The organism is Corallococcus sp. AB018 (genome assembly GCF_003986945.1).
Classification (GTDB): domain Bacteria; phylum Myxococcota; class Myxococcia; order Myxococcales; family Myxococcaceae; genus Corallococcus; species Corallococcus exiguus.
The window spans coordinates 1-17,917 of the sequence record NZ_RAWR01000214.1; the positions used below are offsets into that span (position 1 = coordinate 1).

Consider the following 17,917-nt stretch of genomic DNA (forward strand, 5'->3'; position numbering starts at 1 on the left):
CGCCCCGGGCACGTGCTCCTCAGGGAACGCCTCGGCGTGCGCGCGGTGCACCGCGGACGCCCGCTCCGGCTCGTCCATTCCCCCCGGGCCACCCTCCCCCGTCCACACCGCCACCTGACGCAGGAAGGACTCCGGAATCCGCGGCGGCTGGCCCGCGAGCTTCAGCTCCGCCTCGAACAGCCAGCCCATCAGGTGGCGCAGCGTGGACGCGGGGAACAGTGGCGCCCGGTACGCGAGCCACTCCGCCAACGCGCGCTGGAAGTCCTCCGCGCTCGTGAAGCGATCATCCCGCCTCAGCGCCAACGCCCGCGTCACCAGCGCCCCCAGCGACGGATCCAGGTCCGGCACGTGCGCGTGCGGGGGCGTCAGGTCGCCCGTGGCGATGCGCTCCATCACCGCGGCCTGGTCTCCCTCCGCGGGCCTGCGACCGGTGAGCAGTTCGAAGAGCACCACGCCGGCCGTGTACACGTCCGAGCGCGCGTCCAACGCCTCCGCTCGCGTCTGCTCCGGTGACAGGTAGAGGAACTTGCCGCGCACCACGCCCGCGTCCGTGTCCTGCCGCCCGGCCCACTGCGCCTTCGCGATGCCGAAGTCGGTGAGCTTCACCTCGCCCTCGTAGCTCACCAGGACGTTGTCCGGGGACACGTCGCGGTGCACCAGCCCCAGCGAGCGGCCCTCCTCGTCGCGGCGCGTGTGCGCGTGGTGCAGGCCCTTGCAGACCTCCACCATCAGCTGCACGGCCAGCGGCGCCGGCAGGTGCGCCATCCCCTTCAGCTTCAGGCGCTTGAGCACCTTGGACAGGGGCTGCCCGTCCACCCACTCCATGGCGAGGAAGTACTCCCCCTCCTCCTGCCCGAAGTCGAAGACCTGGACGATGTTGCCGTGCGACAGCCCCATGGAGATGCGCGCTTCGTTGAGGAACATCCGCACGAAGGCGGGGTCCAGCGCGTACGGGTCCCTCACTCGCTTGATGACCACGGACCGGGACACGCCCTCCGCCACGGTGTAGCGCGCGCGGTGCACCACGGCCATGCCACCCGCGCCCAGGCGCTCCTGCAACTCGTACTTGCCGAAACGCGTCCTGTGCCCACCCGTCGTCACGGGCCGGACGCTACCCCACCGCTCACCCCCGAGGGGAGCCCCACCCGAAGGGCCCGGAGGCTCAGCGCTCGCCCCAGTGGAGCTTCTGCCGGAGGATGGTGAAGAAGGCCACGCGCGGGTTGCGCACCAGGCCCACGCGGTTGGGCGAGCGCACCACTTCAATGCAGTCCCCGCCCTGGAGCGAGTGGCCCGTCTGCCCGTCCAGCGTGAGGTACGTGTCCGCTGTCTCGCTCTTCAGCGTCACGCGAATGGTGCGGTCCGCCGGCACCACGATGGCCCGCTGGGTCAGCGCATGGGAGCAGATGGGCGACAGGATGGTGCAGTCCACCGAGGGGTGCACGATGGGGCCGCCCGCGGACAGCGAGTACGCAGTGGAGCCGGTGGGCGTGGCCAGGATGACGCCGTCCGACTTGTACGTGGTGATGGGCACCCCGTCGATGGACGTCTCGTGGTCCGCGATGCGCGCGAGCGCGCCCTTGTTGATGACCACGTCGTTGAGGATTTCGTCCTCGATGAGGACCTTGCCACCGCGCAACAGGCGGCAGGACAGCTTCATCCGTGAGTCCACGTGGAAGTTCCCCGCCAGCACGTCATCCAGCCGGATGAAGAGCTCCTCCACGGAGATTTCCGTCATGAAGCCCAGGCTGCCCAGGTTGACGCCGATGATGGGCACGTTGCGTCCGCCCAACAGGCGCGCCGCGTAGATGAGCGTGCCGTCACCGCCCAGCACCACCACCAGGTCCGCTCGGGCCGCCAGCTCGCGGTCTTCAATTCGTGGCCAGTTCAGCGCATGCGCCAGGGCACGGTCCGCCAGCACCGTCAGGTTCGGGTGGCGCTGCTGGATTTCCGCCGCCAGGGCGACGGCCTGTGGGGTGTCACGCTTCGCGACGATGACGAGGGTCTGCACGCCCCCCGGGTTCTAGTCCAGCCGGCCAGCCGGCCTCCGCAGGAAAATGACGCACCTGCCCGGCGCTGGACATCACAAGGGGGCGCGGCAGGGCGGCCGGGACGCTAGGTTTGGGGGCCCCATGGACCTCTTCGACCACGCCAGCCAGAAGGAACAGGCCGTCCTGGCGCCGCTCGCCGAGCGCATGCGCCCCACCTCGCTCAGCGAGTACCTGGGACAGGAGCACCTCACCGGTGAGGGCCGCTTCCTGCGCCGCGCGCTGGAGAGCGACCAGGTGCCCAGCCTCATCCTCTGGGGCCCGCCCGGCACCGGCAAGACGACGCTCGCCCAGCTCGTCGCGCGCTCCACCGGCGCCTCCTTCGAGACCATGTCCGCCGTGCTCGCGGGCGTGAAGGACATCCGCGAGACGGTGGCCCGCGCGCAGGACCGCTGGAAGCTGAACCGCCAGCGCACGCTGCTCTTCATCGACGAAATCCACCGCTTCAACAAGTCGCAGCAGGACGCGCTCCTGCCCCACGTGGAGAAGGGCACCGTCACGCTGATTGGCGCCACCACGGAGAACCCGTCCTTCGAGGTGAACGCCGCACTCTTGTCGCGCTGCCGCGTCATCACCCTGCGCGGGCTGGAGCAGGAGGAGCTCATCGCCGTCATGCGCCACGCTGTCGCGGACCCTCGGGGGCTGGGCGGCAAGGTGGCCGTGGACGACGCGGCGCTGGAGTTCATCGCGGACGCGGCGGGCGGCGACGCGCGCAAGGCCCTCACCGCGCTGGAGGCCGCGGCGGCGTACGGCCGCACGGCGGTGGACCGCAAGGTGGCGGAGGAGGCGCTCCAGCAGAAGATGCTGCTCTACGACAAGGGCGGCGAGGAGCACTACAACGTCGTCAGCGCGTTCATCAAATCCATGCGCGGCAGCGACGTGGACGCCGCGCTGTACTGGATGACGCGCATGCTGGAGGCGGGCGAGGACCCCGTCTTCATCTTCCGCCGCATGGTCATCTTCGCGTCGGAAGACGTGGGCAACGCGGACCCGCGCGCGCTGGGCGTGGCGGTGGACGCGCTGAGGGCCTTCCAGCTCATGGGCCTGCCGGAGGGCACCCTGCCCCTCACCCAGGCCGTGACGTACCTGGCGCTCGCGCCCAAGTCGAACGCCGTCATCGCCGCGTACGCGGCCGTGCGCGAGGCCGTGACGAAGGAAGGCGCGCTGCCAGTGCCCATGCACCTGCGCAACGCGCCCACCAAGCTGATGAAGTCGCTGGGCTACGGCGGCGGGTACAAGTACCCGCACAACTTCGAGGGCAACTACGTCCCGGAGGACTACCTGCCCGAAGCGCTGCGCTCCCGCTGCTTCTACACCCCGACGCGCAACGGCTTCGAGGCGGAGCTGTCCGAGCGCTACGAAACCATCCAACAGCAACTCGCCGCACGTCGCAGCGAGCGCGAGCCCGGGGAGGACGGCTGAAGCGCCGTCACTCCCCGAAGGGCCCCGTCAGGACACCGCTTCCAGGACGGGGCCCGGACCGCTGTCCGAGTCCGGGCCCTTGGGCGAGCGCGGCTTCATGCTGCGGCCGGCCACTTCGTACTGCTTGAGCAGACGGCGGAAGTTGGAGCGGTCCACGCCGGCCGCGCGCGCCGCGCTGGACACGTTGTGGTTGTTCTTCTCCAGCAGCGCGGACAGATAGCGGCGCTCGAAGGCGCGCATGGCCAGACGCTTGGCCTGGGCGTACGGCAGGTGCGCCAGGCTGAACACCTCCACCGCCGAGTCGGCCTGGGGCGCGGCCTGGAAGCCGGGCGGCAGGTCCTCCACGTCGATGGCGTCGTTGGCCGTCAGCACCACCGCGCGCTCGATGACGTTCTCCAGCTCGCGCACGTTGCCCGTCCACCGGTTGCAGGTGAGGGCCTCCATGGCGCGGGGGCTGATGCCGGTGACCTTCTTGTCCGCCTTGCCGGTGTAGACCTTGAGGAAGTGGTGCGCGAGCAGCGGCACGTCCTCCGGGCGGTCGCGCAGGGGCGGCAGGTCGATGGTGATGACGTTGAGGCGATAGAAGAGGTCCTCGCGGAACTTGCCCTGCTCCTTCGCGCGGGACAGGTCCACGTGCGTGGCGGCGATGACGCGCACGTCCACCTTCACGGGCTCGTTGGCGCCCACGCGCTTGACCTCACCCTCCTGCAGGACGCGCAAGAGGCGCACCTGGGTGGCCGGGGGCACGTCGCCAATTTCATCCAGGAAGATGGTGCCGCCGTCGGCCGCCTCGAAGAGGCCCTTCTTGTTGCCGGTGGCGCCGGTGAAGCTGCCCTTCACGTGGCCGAAGAGTTCGCTTTCCAGCAGCGTCTCCGTCAGCGCGGAACAGTTGACGGCCACGAAGGGCTTGTCGCGGCGCGCGCTGCGGTAGTGGATGGCGCGGGCGACCAGCTCCTTGCCCGTGCCGCTCTCACCCTGGATGAGCACCGTGGCGGTGGAGTGGCTGACCGTCTCCACCAGCTTGAACACGGCGCGCATCTGCGAGGACTGACCGATGAGGTCCTCGAACTGGCTGCGCGCGGTGAGCGCCTCCTCCAGCGCGCGGGTGCGGTCCTTCAGCGCCTTGCGCTCGGCGGCCTTGGCGACCGTGAGGCTGACCTCGTCGATGTTCTCGAAGGGCTTGGTGAGGTAGTCGTACGCGCCCGCCTTCACCGCCTCCACCGCCGTCTCCACGGTGGCGAAGGCCGTCATCATGATGACCTCCACGTCCGGGCGGTCCGCCTTGATGGCGCGCAGCAGGTCCATGCCGGACAGGTGCGGCATCTTGATGTCGAGCACGACCACGTCGATGGACGGATCCTTCGCCGCCGCGAGCCCCTCCACCGCGTCGTCGATGGCGACGACCGGGTGTCCTTCCCGCTGGAGGATCTGGGTGACGGCCTTGAGGACGACGGAGTCGTCATCCACAACGAGGACCTTGGCGCGCTTGACTTGGTTCACGGCAACCTCTCGAGCTGCAGGGGAATAGGCAGGTAGACGATGAAGCGGGAGCCCTGACCCACGTGGGTGTCCACGTGGAAGGTGCCCCCGTGGTCCTGGACGATGCGATAGGCGATGGACAGCCCCAGGCCGGTGCCCTCGCCGGGCGGCTTGGTGGTGAAGGACGGCTCGAAGATGCGCGGCAGGTGACGCTCTTCGATGCCCGAGCCGGTGTCCCTCACCGCGAAGAACGTCCGGTCGCCCTCGCGCCCCGTCTCCAGGGACAGGCGCCCGTCGGCGTTGGGAAGCGCTTGCAGGCCGTTCTGCAGCAGGTTGAGCACCACCTGCGCGAGCGTGCCGGGGTCGCCGTACACCTTGGGCAGCCCGTCCTTCAGGCCCAGCTTCAGCTCCACCTTGGGCATGGACTTGAGCTGCGCGCGGAAGAGCACCGCGGCGTCCTCCACGCACTTGGACAAATCAAAGAGGCGGCGGTCCTCCACGCGGCTGTGCCGGCTGAACTTCAGCAGGCTCTCCACGATGCGCTTGCAGCGCAGCGCGCTCTCTTCAATCAGCTTCAGCGACTCCAGGTCGCTCTCGCTGCGGCCCGCGTCGCGGGACATCAGCTGCGCGAAGGCGAGGATGCCGCCCAGCGGGTTGTTGATTTCGTGCGCCACGCCGCCCGCGAGCTGGCCCACCGCGGCCATCTTCTCCGTCTCGATGAGCCGGCGCGTCATGGCCTGCTCTTCCGTGACGTCGCGGTAGGTGCACACCGCGCGGTCGTCACCGGCGAAGGGATACGCGGCCACCACGTAGCTGCGCCCGCCCTGCTGCACTTCCCCGCGCGCGCCCTTGCCTGTCTCCATGGCGGAGGGCAGCGGGCAGCCCGTGCACGGCGTGTCCCGGCCGAAGAGGTACTGGTGGCAGGGGACGTCGGAAGGCACTTCTTCGATGGAGCGGCGGGCCACCTGCGCGTAGGCCACGTTGGCCCGGCGCACCGCGAAGTCCCGCGCGCGCACCACCGCGAGCGGCGTCTCCATGCAGTCGAAGGACAGCTCCCACTCGCGCTTGGCCGTGGAGAGCAGGCGCGTGCGCAGCGCGACGCGCTCCTCCAGGTCCGCGTTGAGGTGCTTGAGCTCCGCGTTCTGCTCCTGGGTGACGCGGTAGAGCCGGTCGTTCTCCGCGTGGAGCGCGTACTGCTCGAAGGCGCTCTTCACCGTGAGGACCAGGTGGCTGTCGTTCCAGGGCTTGGAGATGAAGCGGAAGATTTCGGAGCGGTTGATGGCCTCTTCGATGGCCTGCTGATCCGCCTGCCCCGTGAGCATGATGCGCTGGGCGCGCGGCGCCTGGAGCTTCACCTGGGTGAGGAACTCCACCCCGTTCATCCCCGGCATGCGGAAGTCGGAGATGACGACCTCCGGCTGGAAGCGCTCCAGCGTGCGCAGACCCGTTTCGGCGTCCGTCGCCGTCTCGATGTCCCACTCACCCCGGCGCAGCACCCGCCGGATGGACTTGAGGATGTTCTCCTCGTCGTCCACGAGCAGCAGCCGGCCGCGAGCGACCGGGTCCTGCGCCTGCGCTTGAGCTCCGAGGGTTCCCATGGACTTTCCGGGAATAGACATTTGCAATGGCCTTGCCAAACCGGAGATTTGGATAAACCCCGGCAATCACGTCCTTTTTCAGTGACATGACAAAAAGGGGCAAGGTCATCATAGACCCATGGAACCCAATGGGGTCAAACCCGACTCAGGGTTTTTGACCCTCTGGGTCAGCCAGCGCGGGAGGGCGGCGCGGAAAACAGGGGCGCGGGAGGGTGCAGGCAGATGCGGTCGCGACCCTCCCGCTTGGCGCGGTAGAGGGCCTCGTCCGCGGTGAGCAGCAGCTGCTCCGGGGCGAGGATGGCGCGGTGGGGGAAGCTGGAGACGCCCAGGGACGCGGTGACGCGCAGGGCACCCTCCGGCCCGGCGTGCAACTCGTTGATTCCCTTACGGATTCTCTCCGCCACGGTGAGGGCGCCGGGCAGGTGGGTGCAGGGCAGGAGGATGGCGAACTCCTCTCCTCCATAGCGGGCCACCAGGTCCGTCTCACGGACGCTGTGCTGGAGGGAGGCTGCCACCTCTCTCAGGACGCGGTCTCCGGCGCCGTGGCCGTGGGCGTCGTTGATGTTCTTGAAGTGGTCCAGGTCCACCAGGATGAGAGAGAGGCTCTCGTCGTAGCGCTGCGAGCGGCGGAACTCCTCGCGCAGGCGCTCCTGGAAGTAACGATGGTTGTGCACCTGGGTCAGGCCGTCCGTCACCGCCAGGCGCCGCAGTTCCTCGACCTGGGAGTGAAGTGACCTCAACCGGGAGTGCGCTTCCAGGCTCCGGTAGAGCCTCAAACGCAGCTCTTCGTCGTCCCATGGGGTCAGAATTACCTCAGCCCCCCTGCGCAGCGCGGCCAGGCGCAAGGCCCGGTCTTCCGGGGGAGCCAGGACCACCACGGCGGGTTGGGGCCCCGGTTGCGGTGGGGAGAGGGCCTCCAGGAGGCCCTGAGCCTGGGCCTCGTCGAGGCCGCCGGAGCAGAGCAAGACGCCGTCTACCTCCTGGGTCAGCCCGAGCGCCTCCGGCCCGGAGCGGGCCACACGGAGCGCGAAGTCCTCCGGGCCGAGCGCGCGCACCAGCTGAGGCAGCAGTGCCTGTGAATCGTCCACGACCAGAAGCGTGTAGGGCTGGGTTTTCACCGTGTCCCCGTAAAATGATGACTAGGCGGTACTATAGGGGTTTCCCACGAGAAGGGCCAAGGGGTTTGCCTGCGGGTAGGGGCTCTGCTAGCGAGCGCGCGTTTCCTTCCGGACGGAACGCGCGCGACATGACGACCGTGGCCAAGTACCCGAGCATCAGCCTCTTCTTCCCCGCCTGGAACGAAGAGGACTACGTGGAGCGCGCGGTGAGCCGCGCACTGGAAGTGCTACCGAAGCTCACCGACGACTTCGAAATCATCGTCGTCAATGACGCCTCCACGGACCGGACCCAGGAGGTCTGCGACGCGCTGGCTGCGAAGGTGCCTCAGCTAAGGGTCATCACCCACCCCGTGAACCTGAAGCTGGGCGGAGCGATGCGCACGGGGCTGGCGGCGAGCACGAAGGACCTGGTGCTGTACTCGGACATCGACCTGCCGTGGGACATGCGCGAGCTGGAGCGGGCGCTGCACCTGATGAACTACCTGGAGGCGGACATGATCTGCGCCTTCCGGTTCGACCGCACGAGCGAGGGCGCGAAGCGCATCGTGTACTCGTTCGTCTACAACGTGCTCATCCGGGCGCTGTTCGACATCCAGATCAAGGACGTGAACTTCAGCTTCAAGCTGATGCGCCGCCAGGTGCTGGAGTCGATGGAGCTCCGGAGCCAGGGCTCGTTCATCGACGCGGAGCTGGTGGTGAAGGCCATCCGCAAGGGCTTCCGCGTGTTCCAGATGGGCGTGGACTACTTCCCGCGCACGCGCGGCATCTCCACGCTGGCGTCGCCGTCGGTCATCTTGAAGATGGTGAAGGAGCTGGTGGCGCTGTACCCGGAGACGCGCTCGCCGTCGCCGCCGACCAAGCCGGTGCGCCTGCCTCCGTCCGTGCAGCCATTGCGTTCGGTGCCGGGCCACGCGGGGCGTGGGTAGGACGGACATGGCGCCGCGCACCCGCCTCATCGTCAACGCGGACGACCTGGGCCTGCATCCGTCGCTGGACGCGGGCATCCTCAAGGCGCACCGCGAGGGCATCGTGACCAGCGCGACGCTGCTGGCCATGGGGCCCTCCGCCGCGGAGGCCGTGGGATTGGCCAAGGCGCAGGGGCTGGCGGTGGGTGTGCACCTGGCGCTGTCCACGCGGCTTTCCTGCGCGGCCCCCGCGGAGGCCGTGCGGACGGTGGCGCCGGGCGGACGGCTGCGGGGCAACTGGGCGGAGTTCGCGAAGGCGTGGATGACGGGGCGGGTACGCAGGGAAGAGCTGGAGCGGGAGCTGTCCGCGCAGCTCTCCCGCGCTCGGGAGCTGGGCGCGAAGGTGGATCACCTGGACGGGCACCAGCACCTGCACCTGCTGCCGGGGGTTCGGTCGGTTGTGGAGGGCATTGCCGCTCGGGAGGGCCTGCCGCTGCGGTGGCCGGATGCGCTGCCGCGCGCGTCGTGGCTTCGGGCTCCCGGGCCCGCGTTGAAGACGACGGTGCTGGCGGTGCTCGCGCGGACGGCGCCTCGGGCCCGGCCGGGCGTGCGGCGGGTGAGCGCGGGCGGCGTGTTCGAGGCGGGCCGGCTGGATGAGTCCGCGCTGCTCGCGGTGCTGGACTCGCTGCCGGCGGGGGACTTCGAGCTGGGATGCCACCCCGGTGAGGGCGCTCCGCATGTGCCGGAGGATCCGGCGTGGACCTATGGCTGGGAGGCGGAGCTGGCCGCGCTCACCAGTCCCCGCGTGAAGGCGAAGCTCGTGGAGCGGGGCATCACGCTCGCGAACTACGGCGAGCTGGGCTGACGAGCCGCGGAAACCTGTCCGACTGTCGGACAGGCTTGGAGGTGGCCCGCCAAGCGCGCGTGGGCTTCTTCAGCGGGCTTCGGCGTCGTAGAGCAGGTGCGGCGTCGTGTAGCCCGCTCCCAGGCCCACGACTTCACGCACTTCGAAGCCTGCGTCGCGGAGCATGCGCACGCCGTCGACTCGCGGCTTGAGCACCATGCCGCCGCTGGCCTTGGTGCGCCCCAGGAGCGAGACCATCACCCACTCCTGCGCGAGCGCCTTCGCGTGCTTCCAGGAGCGGTCGCCTTCGACTTCCTTCAGGAGGAAGCGGCCTCCGGGCTTGAGCAGGCCGCGCACGGACTGGAGGAAGCCGGGCCACCGCTCGTCGGGCAGCAGGTACAGCACGTCGCAGACCACCACGGCGTCGAGGCTGTGCGGCTGCGTCCTCGCGAGCTCTTCCACGGAGCCCACGTCCAGCGTCACGTTGGGCAGCCCCGACAGGGCCTGCTTCGCCCAGTGCACCTTGCGCTCGTCCAGGTCCACTCCGAGGACCCGTCGCTCCGGCACCGCGAGCGCCATCACCGCGGACAGGAGGCCGTGCCCGCAGCCGATGTCCGCCACCGTCCCGGCGGGCAGACGCGACGCCACCGCGAGCAAGGGAGCCGAGGACGCCCGCGCATGCACGTGGAAGCGCTCGCCCGAGGGCAGGTGCGCGTAGAGCTCCAGCGCCTGGGACATGAGCCCGCTCATGACGCGGCCTCCGCGCTCGGGGCTGCGGCTCGCACCAGCGCTCGTCCCATCCGTCCGCTCATGACACGTACTCCGCCGCTCCGAAGGCCGCCGTCAGCGCCAGCATCACGCAGGCGCTCGTTGCGAGCACTCCCCACCTCGTGCGCGGCCGTTCCTTGAGCAGCAGCGCCAACGTGAGGAACAGCGGGAAGGCGGCCAGCAGGTAGCGCCCCATTCCCATGAAGTCCTTGCTGGACAGTGCAGGCAATCCCACGATGGCCAGCGCGTACACGCCATAGCCCCACCCCAACCGCTTCGCCGTGGGCCACACCAGCGCGAGCGCCCCCACCGTGACGGCCGCGTGCCCCATCAGCCTGAAGCCGTCCGACAGCGACATCTCCCGGCTGAAGCCCTGGAACCAGCGCAGCTTCGCCCACGTGCGCCAGCCCGGCTTCTGGTCCCACCCCGGCGCGGACTGCACCTTCACGAACGCGAACGGTTCGCCGAACGCCTTCCACTGGTAGAGCACGTACAGCACGAAGCCCGCCGCCGCGAACACCGGCAGCAGGTCCATCAGGCTCCACTTCAGGCCGCGCTCGTGCTTCCACTCCAGCCGCCGCGCCAGCAGGCCCACCACCAGCGCGGGCGCCACCGGCCGCGCCGCCGTGGCCACCGCCGCGAGCAGCACCGCCCACCCCAGCTGCCCCCGCTCCAACAGCAGGAACGCTCCGATGATCAGCAGGAGGAACAGCGCGTCCGAATACATGGCCCCGTAGAGGAAGAACGCGAACGGATAGAACGCCAGCAGCAGCCCCGCGTTCCTCGCCGCCTCTTCATCCGCCCGCGTGCGCGCCCACAGCGTGAAGACGTACAGCGCGCCCAGGCCGCACAGCATGGTGACGAGCACGCCCGCGAGGAACGTGTCCATGGACAGCAGGCCCAGCCCGCGCAGCACCAGGGGGTACAGCGGGAAGAACGCCACCGGGCTCTGCTGGCCGGGCGTGTAGCTGTAGCCCGCCGTCGCGATGTGCGCGTACCAACCGGCGTCGAAGTGCGTCCAGCCCAGGAGGACGGGAGCGCCCGGCCACGTCAGCCGCGCGGGGCTGTAGCCCAGTGGGAACGCAATCGCGGACACCGTTACCAACGCGGTGCACACCACCAGGGCCGCGAGCCCGGCGGTCAGAACAACACGAGGAGCGGAACGGACCATGTAGGGCATGCCCCTTGGTCCAGAACCGCCCCTCGCGTCAAGTCAGGCCCGGAAACAGGGAGAAAACCGTTTGAGGTCCCCTCACCGCCCGGTGCGTCACGTGCTCAGGACTCGTAGAAGCCCTTGTTGGCGCGCACCTTCTCCACCAGCAGCGGCGCGGGCGTGAAGCGCTCTCCGTACTTGTCCTGGTAGTGCTCCAGCTTGCGCAGCAGGTTGGCCGGGCCCAGGGCGTCCGCGTACCGGAACGGGCCGCCCAGGAACGGCGGGAAGCCCAGGCCGAAGATGGCGCCCACGTCGCCGTCGCGCGGGCTGCGCAGGATGCCTTCACCCAGGCAGCGGATGGCCTCGTTCACCATCTGCAGCGCGACGCGTTCCGCCATCTCCGCGGGGTCCAGGGACTTGCGGTCCTTGCCGTGCGGCAGGAGCAGGTAGACCTGCGGGTCCACCTCCTTCTTCTTCCCGTTCTCGTACAGGTAGAAGCCCTTGTTCGTCTTGCGGCCCAGGCGGCCGTCGGACACCACGCCCGCCAGCGCCTTGGGCGCCACCATGCGCTTGCCGAACGCGGCCTCCATGATGGGCCCCACCTTCTGGGCCACGTCGATGCCCACCTCGTCCAGCAGCGTGATGGGCCCCACCGGGAAGCCGAAGTCCACCAGCGCCTTGTCCAGTTGGACGATGTCCGCGCCTTCCGCCAGCAGGTACGCCGCCTCGTTCATGTACGGCGCGAGGATGCGCGACGTGTAGAAGCCCGGCCCGTCGTTGACGACGATGACCGTCTTGCCCTGCTTCTTGCCCACGTCCACGCAGGTCGCCGTCACCCACTCCGCCGTGCCCGGGTGCGTGATGATCTCCAGCAGCGGCATTTTGTGGACCGGGCTGAAGTAGTGCATGCCAATCACCTGCGAGGGGCGCTTGCTGCCCTTCGCCAGCTCGCCAATGGGCAGGCTGGAGGTGTTGGACGCGAAGATGGTGTTCTCGCCGGTGACGGCCTCCACCTCCGCGATGACCTGGTGCTTGAGCTTCAGGTCCTCGAAGACCGCTTCGATGATCAGGTCCACCGACTTGAAGCCGCTGTAGTCCGTGCCCGCGGTGATGTTGGACAGCTTCGCGTTCGACTCCAGCCGCGTGAGCGAGCGGCGCTTCACGCGCTCATCCAGCACCGTCTGCACCTGCTTGAGCGCGCGACCCGCGCCCGCGTCGTCCCGGTCCTTCACGCGCACGGGCACGCCCTGGAGCACGCCAGCCACGTAGGCGATGCCGCCGCCCATGAGGCCGCCGCCCAGCACGCCCACCTTCTTCACCTCGCGCGGCTTCAGGTTGGGGTTGGAGGTGCCGTTCTCCTTCTTCAGCGCCGTGGTGGCGAAGAAGATTTCCACCAGGCGCCGCGACACGTCCGTGAACACCAGCTCGCCAAAGGCCTTCGCCTCCGCCTCCAGGCCCGCCTTGCGGCCGGACTCCAGGCCCACGCGGATGACCTGCAGCGCCTTCTCCTGCGCGGGGTACTTGCCGCGCGTCTTCTTCAGGAGCTGCTTCTTCGCCTGGTCGAACATCACCTTGCGGCCGAGCGGGTTGTCCTCCAGCGCAGCTTCCTTCCAGAGGTCCTTGTTGATGAGCCCCTGGAAGAGACCGGCGATGCCCTTCTTCTTGCCACTCTGGGCCACGGCCTTGAAGCCCTGGTGCGAGCGCTCCACCTTCAGCGTGCCCGCGGCCAGCTCCGCCGCGCGCTTGAGCGCGAGGTCCTTGAGCATGGGCACCGGCACGACTTCATCCACGACGCCCAGCTTCTTCGCCTTGGACGGCTTGACGTTCTTGCCGGTGAGGATGAGGTCCAGCGCGGCCTCCGCGCCAATCAGCGCGGGCAGCCGCTGCGTGCCGCCAGCGCCGGGGATGAGACCCAGCTGCGTCTCCGGCAGGCCCACCACCGACTTGGGGCTGTCCGTGACGATGCGGTAGTGACACGCGAGCGCCCACTCCAGACCGCCGCCCAGGCACGCGCCGTGGATGGCCGCGACCACGGGCTTGGAGAAGGCCTCCAGCCGGTCGAACTCCGCGTGCGCGGCGCGGCTGATGGCCTCCACGTCCGCCGGGGACTTGATGGTCTGGAGGAAGTCGATGTTCGCGCCGGCGACGAAGTTGTCCTTCTTGCCGGAGATGAAGACGACGGCCTTCACCTCCGGGTCCCGCTCCGCCTGGAGGAGCAGGTCGGAGAACGCGGCGCCCACGTCCGGGGACAGCGTGTTCACCGGCGCGCCCGGCTGGTCCACGGTGATGACCGCGACGCCGTTCGTGACGTCGTAGCTCAAGCCCTGCTTCGCGTCGACTGCCTCTTGCTTGGTCGCCATCACGCACGCTCCAGGATGACCGCGGCGCCCAGGCCACCCGCGGCGCAGACGGTGCACAACACCGTGTTCTTGTTCCGACGCTTCAGCTCATTGAGGGCCTGCGTGATGATGCGCGCGCCCGTGGCACCGAACGGGTGCCCGATGGAGATGGAACCCCCCGTCACGTTCAGGATGGACCGGTCCACCTCGCCGACCGGCGCGTTGAAGCCCGCCTTCTTCGCGAACTCCTTGGACGCCAGCGCCTGGAGGTTGCTCGCCACCTGCGCGGCGAAGGCCTCGTGCATCTCCACCAGGTCGATGTCCGCGAGCTTCATCCCCGCGCGCTTGAGCGCCACGGGCGCCGCGTACGCCGGGCCCTGGAGCAGCTGGTCGCCCGGGTCCGTGGCCGCGAACGCGTGCGAGCGCAGGAAGCCCAGCGGCTCGTAGCCCAGCGCCTTCGCCTTCTCCTCGCTCATGAGCAGCAGCGCCGCGGCGCCGTCCGTCAGCGGGGACGCGTTGCCGGCGGTGACGCTGCCATAGCGGCGGTCGAACACCGGCTTGAGCTTGGACAGCGCCTCCAGGCTGGTGTCCTCGCGCACGATGTTGTCCTTCGTGGCGATCTGCTCGTACCTGGGCGGCACGGTGACGTGCATCACCTCGCCGTCGAACAGGCCCTCCTTCCACGCGCGGGCCGCGTTCTGGTGCGAGTTGAACGCGATGAGGTCCTGCTCCTCGCGGGTGATGCCGTTCTCCTTGGCCATCTTCTCCGCGCTCTCGCCCATCGTCTCGCCGGTGGAGTACTCGGCGATGGCGGGGGGCACGGGGATGAGGTCCTTGGCCTTGAGCTTCTGGAAGGGCTTGAGCTTGTCCGGAAGGCTCTTGCCCTTGGACGACGCGGCGAGCGCGTGCGCCAGCGGGCGGCTGGTGAAGATGGGCGCGTCCGACAGGGACTCGGTGCCTCCGGTGATGACGACGTCCGCGTCGCCCAGCGCGATGGCGTTGGCGCCCGCCACCATGGACTGGATGGACGTGGCGCAGGCGCGCGCCACGGTGAAGGCGTCAATGCGCTTGGGCAGGCCCGCCGCCAGCACCACTTCGCGCGCGATGGAGGGCGCGGTCAGCGTGGGGATGACCTGTCCGAAGACGACCTGGTTGATTTCGTTGGGGTCCAGGTCGCTGCGCTGCACCAGCTCCTGGACCACCATCCGGCCCAGGTCCAGCGCCGTCAGGTTCGCGAAGACGGTGCCCGCCTTCGCGAACGGCGTCCGCAGACCGCGAACGATGGCCACCCGCCGGTGGCCGTTGCGCTTCTCGCTTGCCATGTGTGCCTCACCCTCTGTGAAACGAGTGAGGCGCTTCTAACGGCGGGCAATGCACCGCGTCAATGTCGGATTGATTCTTGAGTCAACTGCTCGCCAGTCGGCCGGGCGGGGGATTGTTCAGCCGAGCGTGCCCTGGCGGAGGGCGGCGCCGTGCTTGTGGACGGCCTCCACGAGGAACTTCGCGGCGTCCGGGTCGGTGGGCGGGAGGATGCCGTGGCCCAGGTTGAAGATGTGCCCGGTGGGGCCGGCGCGGCGGAGGATGTCCTTCACGCGACCGTCCAGCTCCTCGCGGGGGAGGAAGAGGTGGAGCGGATCCAGGTTGCCCTGGGTCGCCACGTCCGGCCCGAGGATGCGGCGGCCCTCGTCCACGGGGCAGCGCCAGTCCAGGCCGATGACGTCCGCGCCGGTGCGCTTCAGGAGCGGCAGGTGCGGCGTCATGTTCACGCCGAAGAGGATGACGGGGACGCCGGTCGCCTTGAGCTCCGTCACCATCTCGGTGAGGTACGGGAGGCTGAAGCGCTCGAAGTCCCAGGGGGACAGCTCGCCGCCCCAGGAGTCGAAGATTTGAACAATCTTCGCGCCGGCCTCCACCTGCATCTTGAGGTACGGGATGAGGGTGTCGGTGAGCTTCCGGAAGAGGCGGTGGGCGACTTCGGGCTGCTCGAAGAGCAGGCGCTTGATCTGGATGTAGCTCTTGGAGCCGCCGCCCTCGACCATGTACGCGGCCAGGGTGAAGGGCGCGCCCGCGAAGCCGATGACGGGCACGGAGTCGTTGATGGCCTTGCGCGTGCGGCGGATGGCTTCGGCGACGAAGCCGGTGCCTTCCACGGGGTCGGGGACGCCGAGCTTGTCGATGTCCGCGGGCGTGCGCAGCGGGTTGGGGAAGTGGGGGCCCTTGTCGCCCAGCTCCAGGTGGATGCCCATGGCCTCCACGGGGATGAGGATGTCGGAGAAGATGATGGCGGCGTCCACGCCCAGGCGGGTGATGGGCTGGACGGTGACTTCCGCGGCCAGGTCCGGGTTCTTGCAGAGGTCCAGGAACGCGATGTTGCCGCGGATGGCGCGGTACTCGGGCAGGTAGCGGCCCGCCTGACGCATCAGCCACACGGGGGTGGTGTCGGTGGGCTGGCGGCGCGCCGTGCGCAGGAGTCGGTCGTTCACGTCGTCACCTTCGTGGGGCGAGAGGGAGGCAGGGGCTTCACGGCCCGGGGTGTACCCTATCTCCATGACCCGGTTGAATCGCTACGTTCCGAGCCTGCTCGCGCTCGCATGCATGGCCTGTGCGACGGGGCGGACGGCTGCTCCTGCCCGGCCGCAGTGGCCGCTGCCTCAGGAGCTGGTCCGCTGGGAGCCGGCTCCCGGGGTGAGCGTCGTGGCGCCTCGGGTGTCTCCTGGGGAACCGGAATCGCCTCGCGCAGGGCCGTATGCCAGGTGCTGGCACTACAAGGCCGGCGACGACCTCCTCCTCAAATTTGATGAGCCCCGACCCTTGCTCGGCGTCCACTGCTCGTGGAGCCACACGGACTCGGGCAGGCATTTCCATTTTGACTGGAGCACCGATGTCTACGCTCCCGAAGCCTCGCCCGAAGACAAGCGCGAGCAACTCCGGATGGCGCTGATCCAGCGCTATGGCGTCCCAGAAAACGAGCTCACCCGGCTACCCGCGCCCTGGTACGGATGGGAGTGGCGCAGGGTCGGCGCAGAGTGGATTGGCCCGCCCGAGGAGATGCCGGACGGCATCGGAGAAAGACTCTGCGATCGTTGGCTCGTCGCGGGGACAAGCCTTGTCTTCCTTCAGGTCGTTTCCCCCGAGGACGACCCGTTCCCCGAGGGCGAAGCCTTCCTCGGCTCTATTCGGGTCACTGACCTGAAGTGACGATTCAGCCGCCGTCCCGTCCGCCGCCGTGGTCGTCGCTGCCGCCGTCGTCGTCCCCACCGTCATCGTCATCCGCGGGCAGCGTGATGGGCTGAACACGCTCCTCGCCCTCACGGACGCAGACCTCCGTCTCCACGTCCTCCAGGTCGTCGGCCTTGACCTCCAGCGAGTAGCAGCCCGCGGGCAGCGGCCCCAGGCGGACCTCGCCGCTGCTCGTGTCCACCTTCGCGCGGTCTTCTCCCGTGCCTCGCAGCTCCACCTCGACGTCGGGAGGGATGGCGCCCTGCTCGTCGCGCACCCGCACGGTGAGGAAGGCCCCGGGCTTCCCCTGGATGTCACCCACGTCGGTGACCCTTGCACCCTGCGCCAACACGGGCGTCCTCGCCGCCTGCGTACGTGAGGCGACCACGTACAGCTCCAGCGGCACCGCTGGCACGCCGTCCAGTTCGAAGCGGCCGTCCGCGGCCACCGTCGCGCGCAGCTCCGAATGGCCCAGCACGCTGACACGCGCCACGCCGGACTCCGCGCCCAGCACGCGGCCTCGCACGGTGCCCGTGCGCAGGTCTCCGTTGTCGAAACCGCCACAGCCCACGAGCGCCAACACCAGCGCTCCGCCGCATGTCCTGGCTCGCATCAGAAGCGGTACCCTCCGGCCAGCATCAGGCATCCAAAGCCCACCGTTCGCGTCTGCCCGTCCACCGGGACGTAGGCCCACAACGCCTGTGCGCGCGCCTCCACCATCCACACCGGGCTGAAGCGGAACGACAGTGCGGCCATCCATCCCGGCCAGGCCGTGACGTACTGCTCGTTCCGGTCCAGCAGCTCCAACTGGAAGGAGCGCTGCAACCACAGTCCGGCCACGCGGGGACCGGTGGACAGGCCCAGCCGGCCCCACGTCCAGGTGGGCCCCACCGCCACGCCCACGAGCAGCGTGCGGTGCCGCACCGGCACGTCGCCGCCTGGATCCAACCGCAGCGACTGACGCCCCTGCCCCGCCGCCACGTCCACCCAGAGGTCCAGCCTCCCCTCCAGGAGCACGCCCTCCCAG

15 protein-coding genes and 1 pseudogene are annotated in these 17,917 nt (G+C 69.3%); 4 read left to right on the forward strand and 12 right to left on the reverse strand.

Annotated elements, in window-relative coordinates; genetic code table 11:
• Together D7Y11_RS33940 and D7Y11_RS33945 are read right to left on the reverse strand one after the other, a co-directional pair.
• Window positions 1–1,101 (reverse strand): serine/threonine-protein kinase (locus D7Y11_RS33940; RefSeq protein ID WP_233607469.1); only part of this gene is annotated, 1,101 nt, incomplete at its 3' end.
• A gap of 61 nt (window positions 1,102–1,162) precedes the next feature.
• Window positions 1,163–2,008, reverse strand: coding sequence for an NAD(+)/NADH kinase (locus D7Y11_RS33945; protein WP_120579723.1), 846 nt, complete (start codon window positions 2,006–2,008; stop codon window positions 1,163–1,165).
• A 121-nt stretch (window positions 2,009–2,129) separates the two neighbouring features.
• Here D7Y11_RS33945 and D7Y11_RS33950 point away from each other — a divergent pair, with 121 nt between their 5' ends.
• The gene (locus D7Y11_RS33950) at window positions 2,130–3,467 is read left to right on the forward strand and encodes a replication-associated recombination protein A (protein ID WP_120579724.1); all 1,338 of its coding nucleotides are present in this window, start codon (window positions 2,130–2,132) and stop codon (window positions 3,465–3,467) included.
• A 27-nt stretch (window positions 3,468–3,494) separates the two neighbouring features.
• Here the strand turns inward: D7Y11_RS33950 and D7Y11_RS33955 are convergent, their stop codons facing one another.
• The 3 genes from D7Y11_RS33955 to D7Y11_RS33965 form a co-directional block, all read right to left on the reverse strand.
• The gene (locus D7Y11_RS33955) at window positions 3,495–4,967 is read right to left on the reverse strand and encodes a sigma-54 dependent transcriptional regulator (protein WP_120579725.1); all 1,473 of its coding nucleotides are present in this window, start codon (window positions 4,965–4,967) and stop codon (window positions 3,495–3,497) included.
• Window positions 4,964–6,544 carry an ATP-binding protein gene (locus tag D7Y11_RS33960; RefSeq protein WP_120579726.1) on the reverse strand — a complete coding sequence of 527 codons (1,581 nt, stop codon included), beginning with the start codon at window positions 6,542–6,544 and terminating at the stop codon, window positions 4,964–4,966. The genes D7Y11_RS33955 and D7Y11_RS33960 overlap by 4 nt, the downstream gene beginning before the upstream one ends.
• A gap of 167 nt (window positions 6,545–6,711) precedes the next feature.
• The gene (locus D7Y11_RS33965) at window positions 6,712–7,662 is read right to left on the reverse strand and encodes a diguanylate cyclase (RefSeq protein WP_120579727.1); all 951 of its coding nucleotides are present in this window, start codon (window positions 7,660–7,662) and stop codon (window positions 6,712–6,714) included.
• Between the two features lie 137 nt (window positions 7,663–7,799).
• Between D7Y11_RS33965 and D7Y11_RS33970 the strand changes: the two genes are divergently transcribed.
• Together D7Y11_RS33970 and D7Y11_RS33975 are read left to right on the forward strand one after the other, a co-directional pair.
• Window positions 7,800–8,588: a glycosyltransferase family 2 protein gene (locus D7Y11_RS33970; protein WP_120579734.1), complete on the forward strand. Its 789-nt coding sequence runs from the start codon at window positions 7,800–7,802 to the stop codon at window positions 8,586–8,588.
• A gap of 7 nt (window positions 8,589–8,595) precedes the next feature.
• The gene (locus tag D7Y11_RS33975) at window positions 8,596–9,432 is read left to right on the forward strand and encodes a ChbG/HpnK family deacetylase (protein ID WP_126935771.1); all 837 of its coding nucleotides are present in this window, start codon (window positions 8,596–8,598) and stop codon (window positions 9,430–9,432) included.
• Between the two features lie 69 nt (window positions 9,433–9,501).
• On the opposite strand, the gene D7Y11_RS33980 is transcribed toward D7Y11_RS33975, so the two are convergent.
• The 5 genes from D7Y11_RS33980 to hemE all read right to left on the reverse strand — a co-directional run bounded on the left by D7Y11_RS33980 (window position 9,502) and on the right by hemE (window position 16,154).
• Window positions 9,502–10,161 carry a class I SAM-dependent methyltransferase gene (locus tag D7Y11_RS33980; RefSeq protein ID WP_126935772.1) on the reverse strand — a complete coding sequence of 220 codons (660 nt, stop codon included), beginning with the start codon at window positions 10,159–10,161 and terminating at the stop codon, window positions 9,502–9,504.
• Between the two features lie 58 nt (window positions 10,162–10,219).
• Complete coding sequence (locus D7Y11_RS33985) at window positions 10,220–11,359, reverse strand: mannosyltransferase family protein (protein ID WP_233607470.1); 1,140 nt, start codon at window positions 11,357–11,359, stop codon at window positions 10,220–10,222.
• 95 nt (window positions 11,360–11,454) lie between these two features.
• A complete protein-coding gene (fadJ, locus tag D7Y11_RS33990) occupies window positions 11,455–13,692 on the reverse strand; it encodes a fatty acid oxidation complex subunit alpha FadJ (RefSeq protein WP_126935773.1) in 2,238 nt (745 codons plus the stop codon).
• Window positions 13,692–14,993: an acetyl-CoA C-acyltransferase FadI gene (fadI, locus tag D7Y11_RS33995; protein WP_126935774.1), complete on the reverse strand. Its 1,302-nt coding sequence runs from the start codon at window positions 14,991–14,993 to the stop codon at window positions 13,692–13,694. The genes fadJ and fadI overlap by 1 nt, the downstream gene beginning before the upstream one ends.
• Before the next feature lie 117 nt (window positions 14,994–15,110).
• Window positions 15,111–16,154 (reverse strand): uroporphyrinogen decarboxylase, encoded by a 1,044-nt coding sequence (gene hemE / locus D7Y11_RS34000; protein WP_120563822.1) that lies wholly within the window; start codon window positions 16,152–16,154, stop codon window positions 15,111–15,113.
• A gap of 328 nt (window positions 16,155–16,482) precedes the next feature.
• Here hemE and D7Y11_RS34005 point away from each other — a divergent pair, with 328 nt between their 5' ends.
• Window positions 16,483–16,869, forward strand: a complete 387-nt coding sequence (locus D7Y11_RS34005; RefSeq protein ID WP_126935775.1) for a hypothetical protein — start codon at window positions 16,483–16,485, stop codon at window positions 16,867–16,869.
• A gap of 4 nt (window positions 16,870–16,873) precedes the next feature.
• Here the strand turns inward: D7Y11_RS34005 and D7Y11_RS34010 are convergent, their stop codons facing one another.
• Window positions 16,874–17,503, reverse strand: a complete 630-nt coding sequence (locus D7Y11_RS34010; protein WP_120579733.1) for a carboxypeptidase-like regulatory domain-containing protein — start codon at window positions 17,501–17,503, stop codon at window positions 16,874–16,876.
• Window positions 17,503–17,917, reverse strand: a pseudogene (locus D7Y11_RS34015) (caspase family protein); the annotation flags it as partial. The pseudogene D7Y11_RS34015 and the gene D7Y11_RS34010, both read right to left, overlap by 1 nt.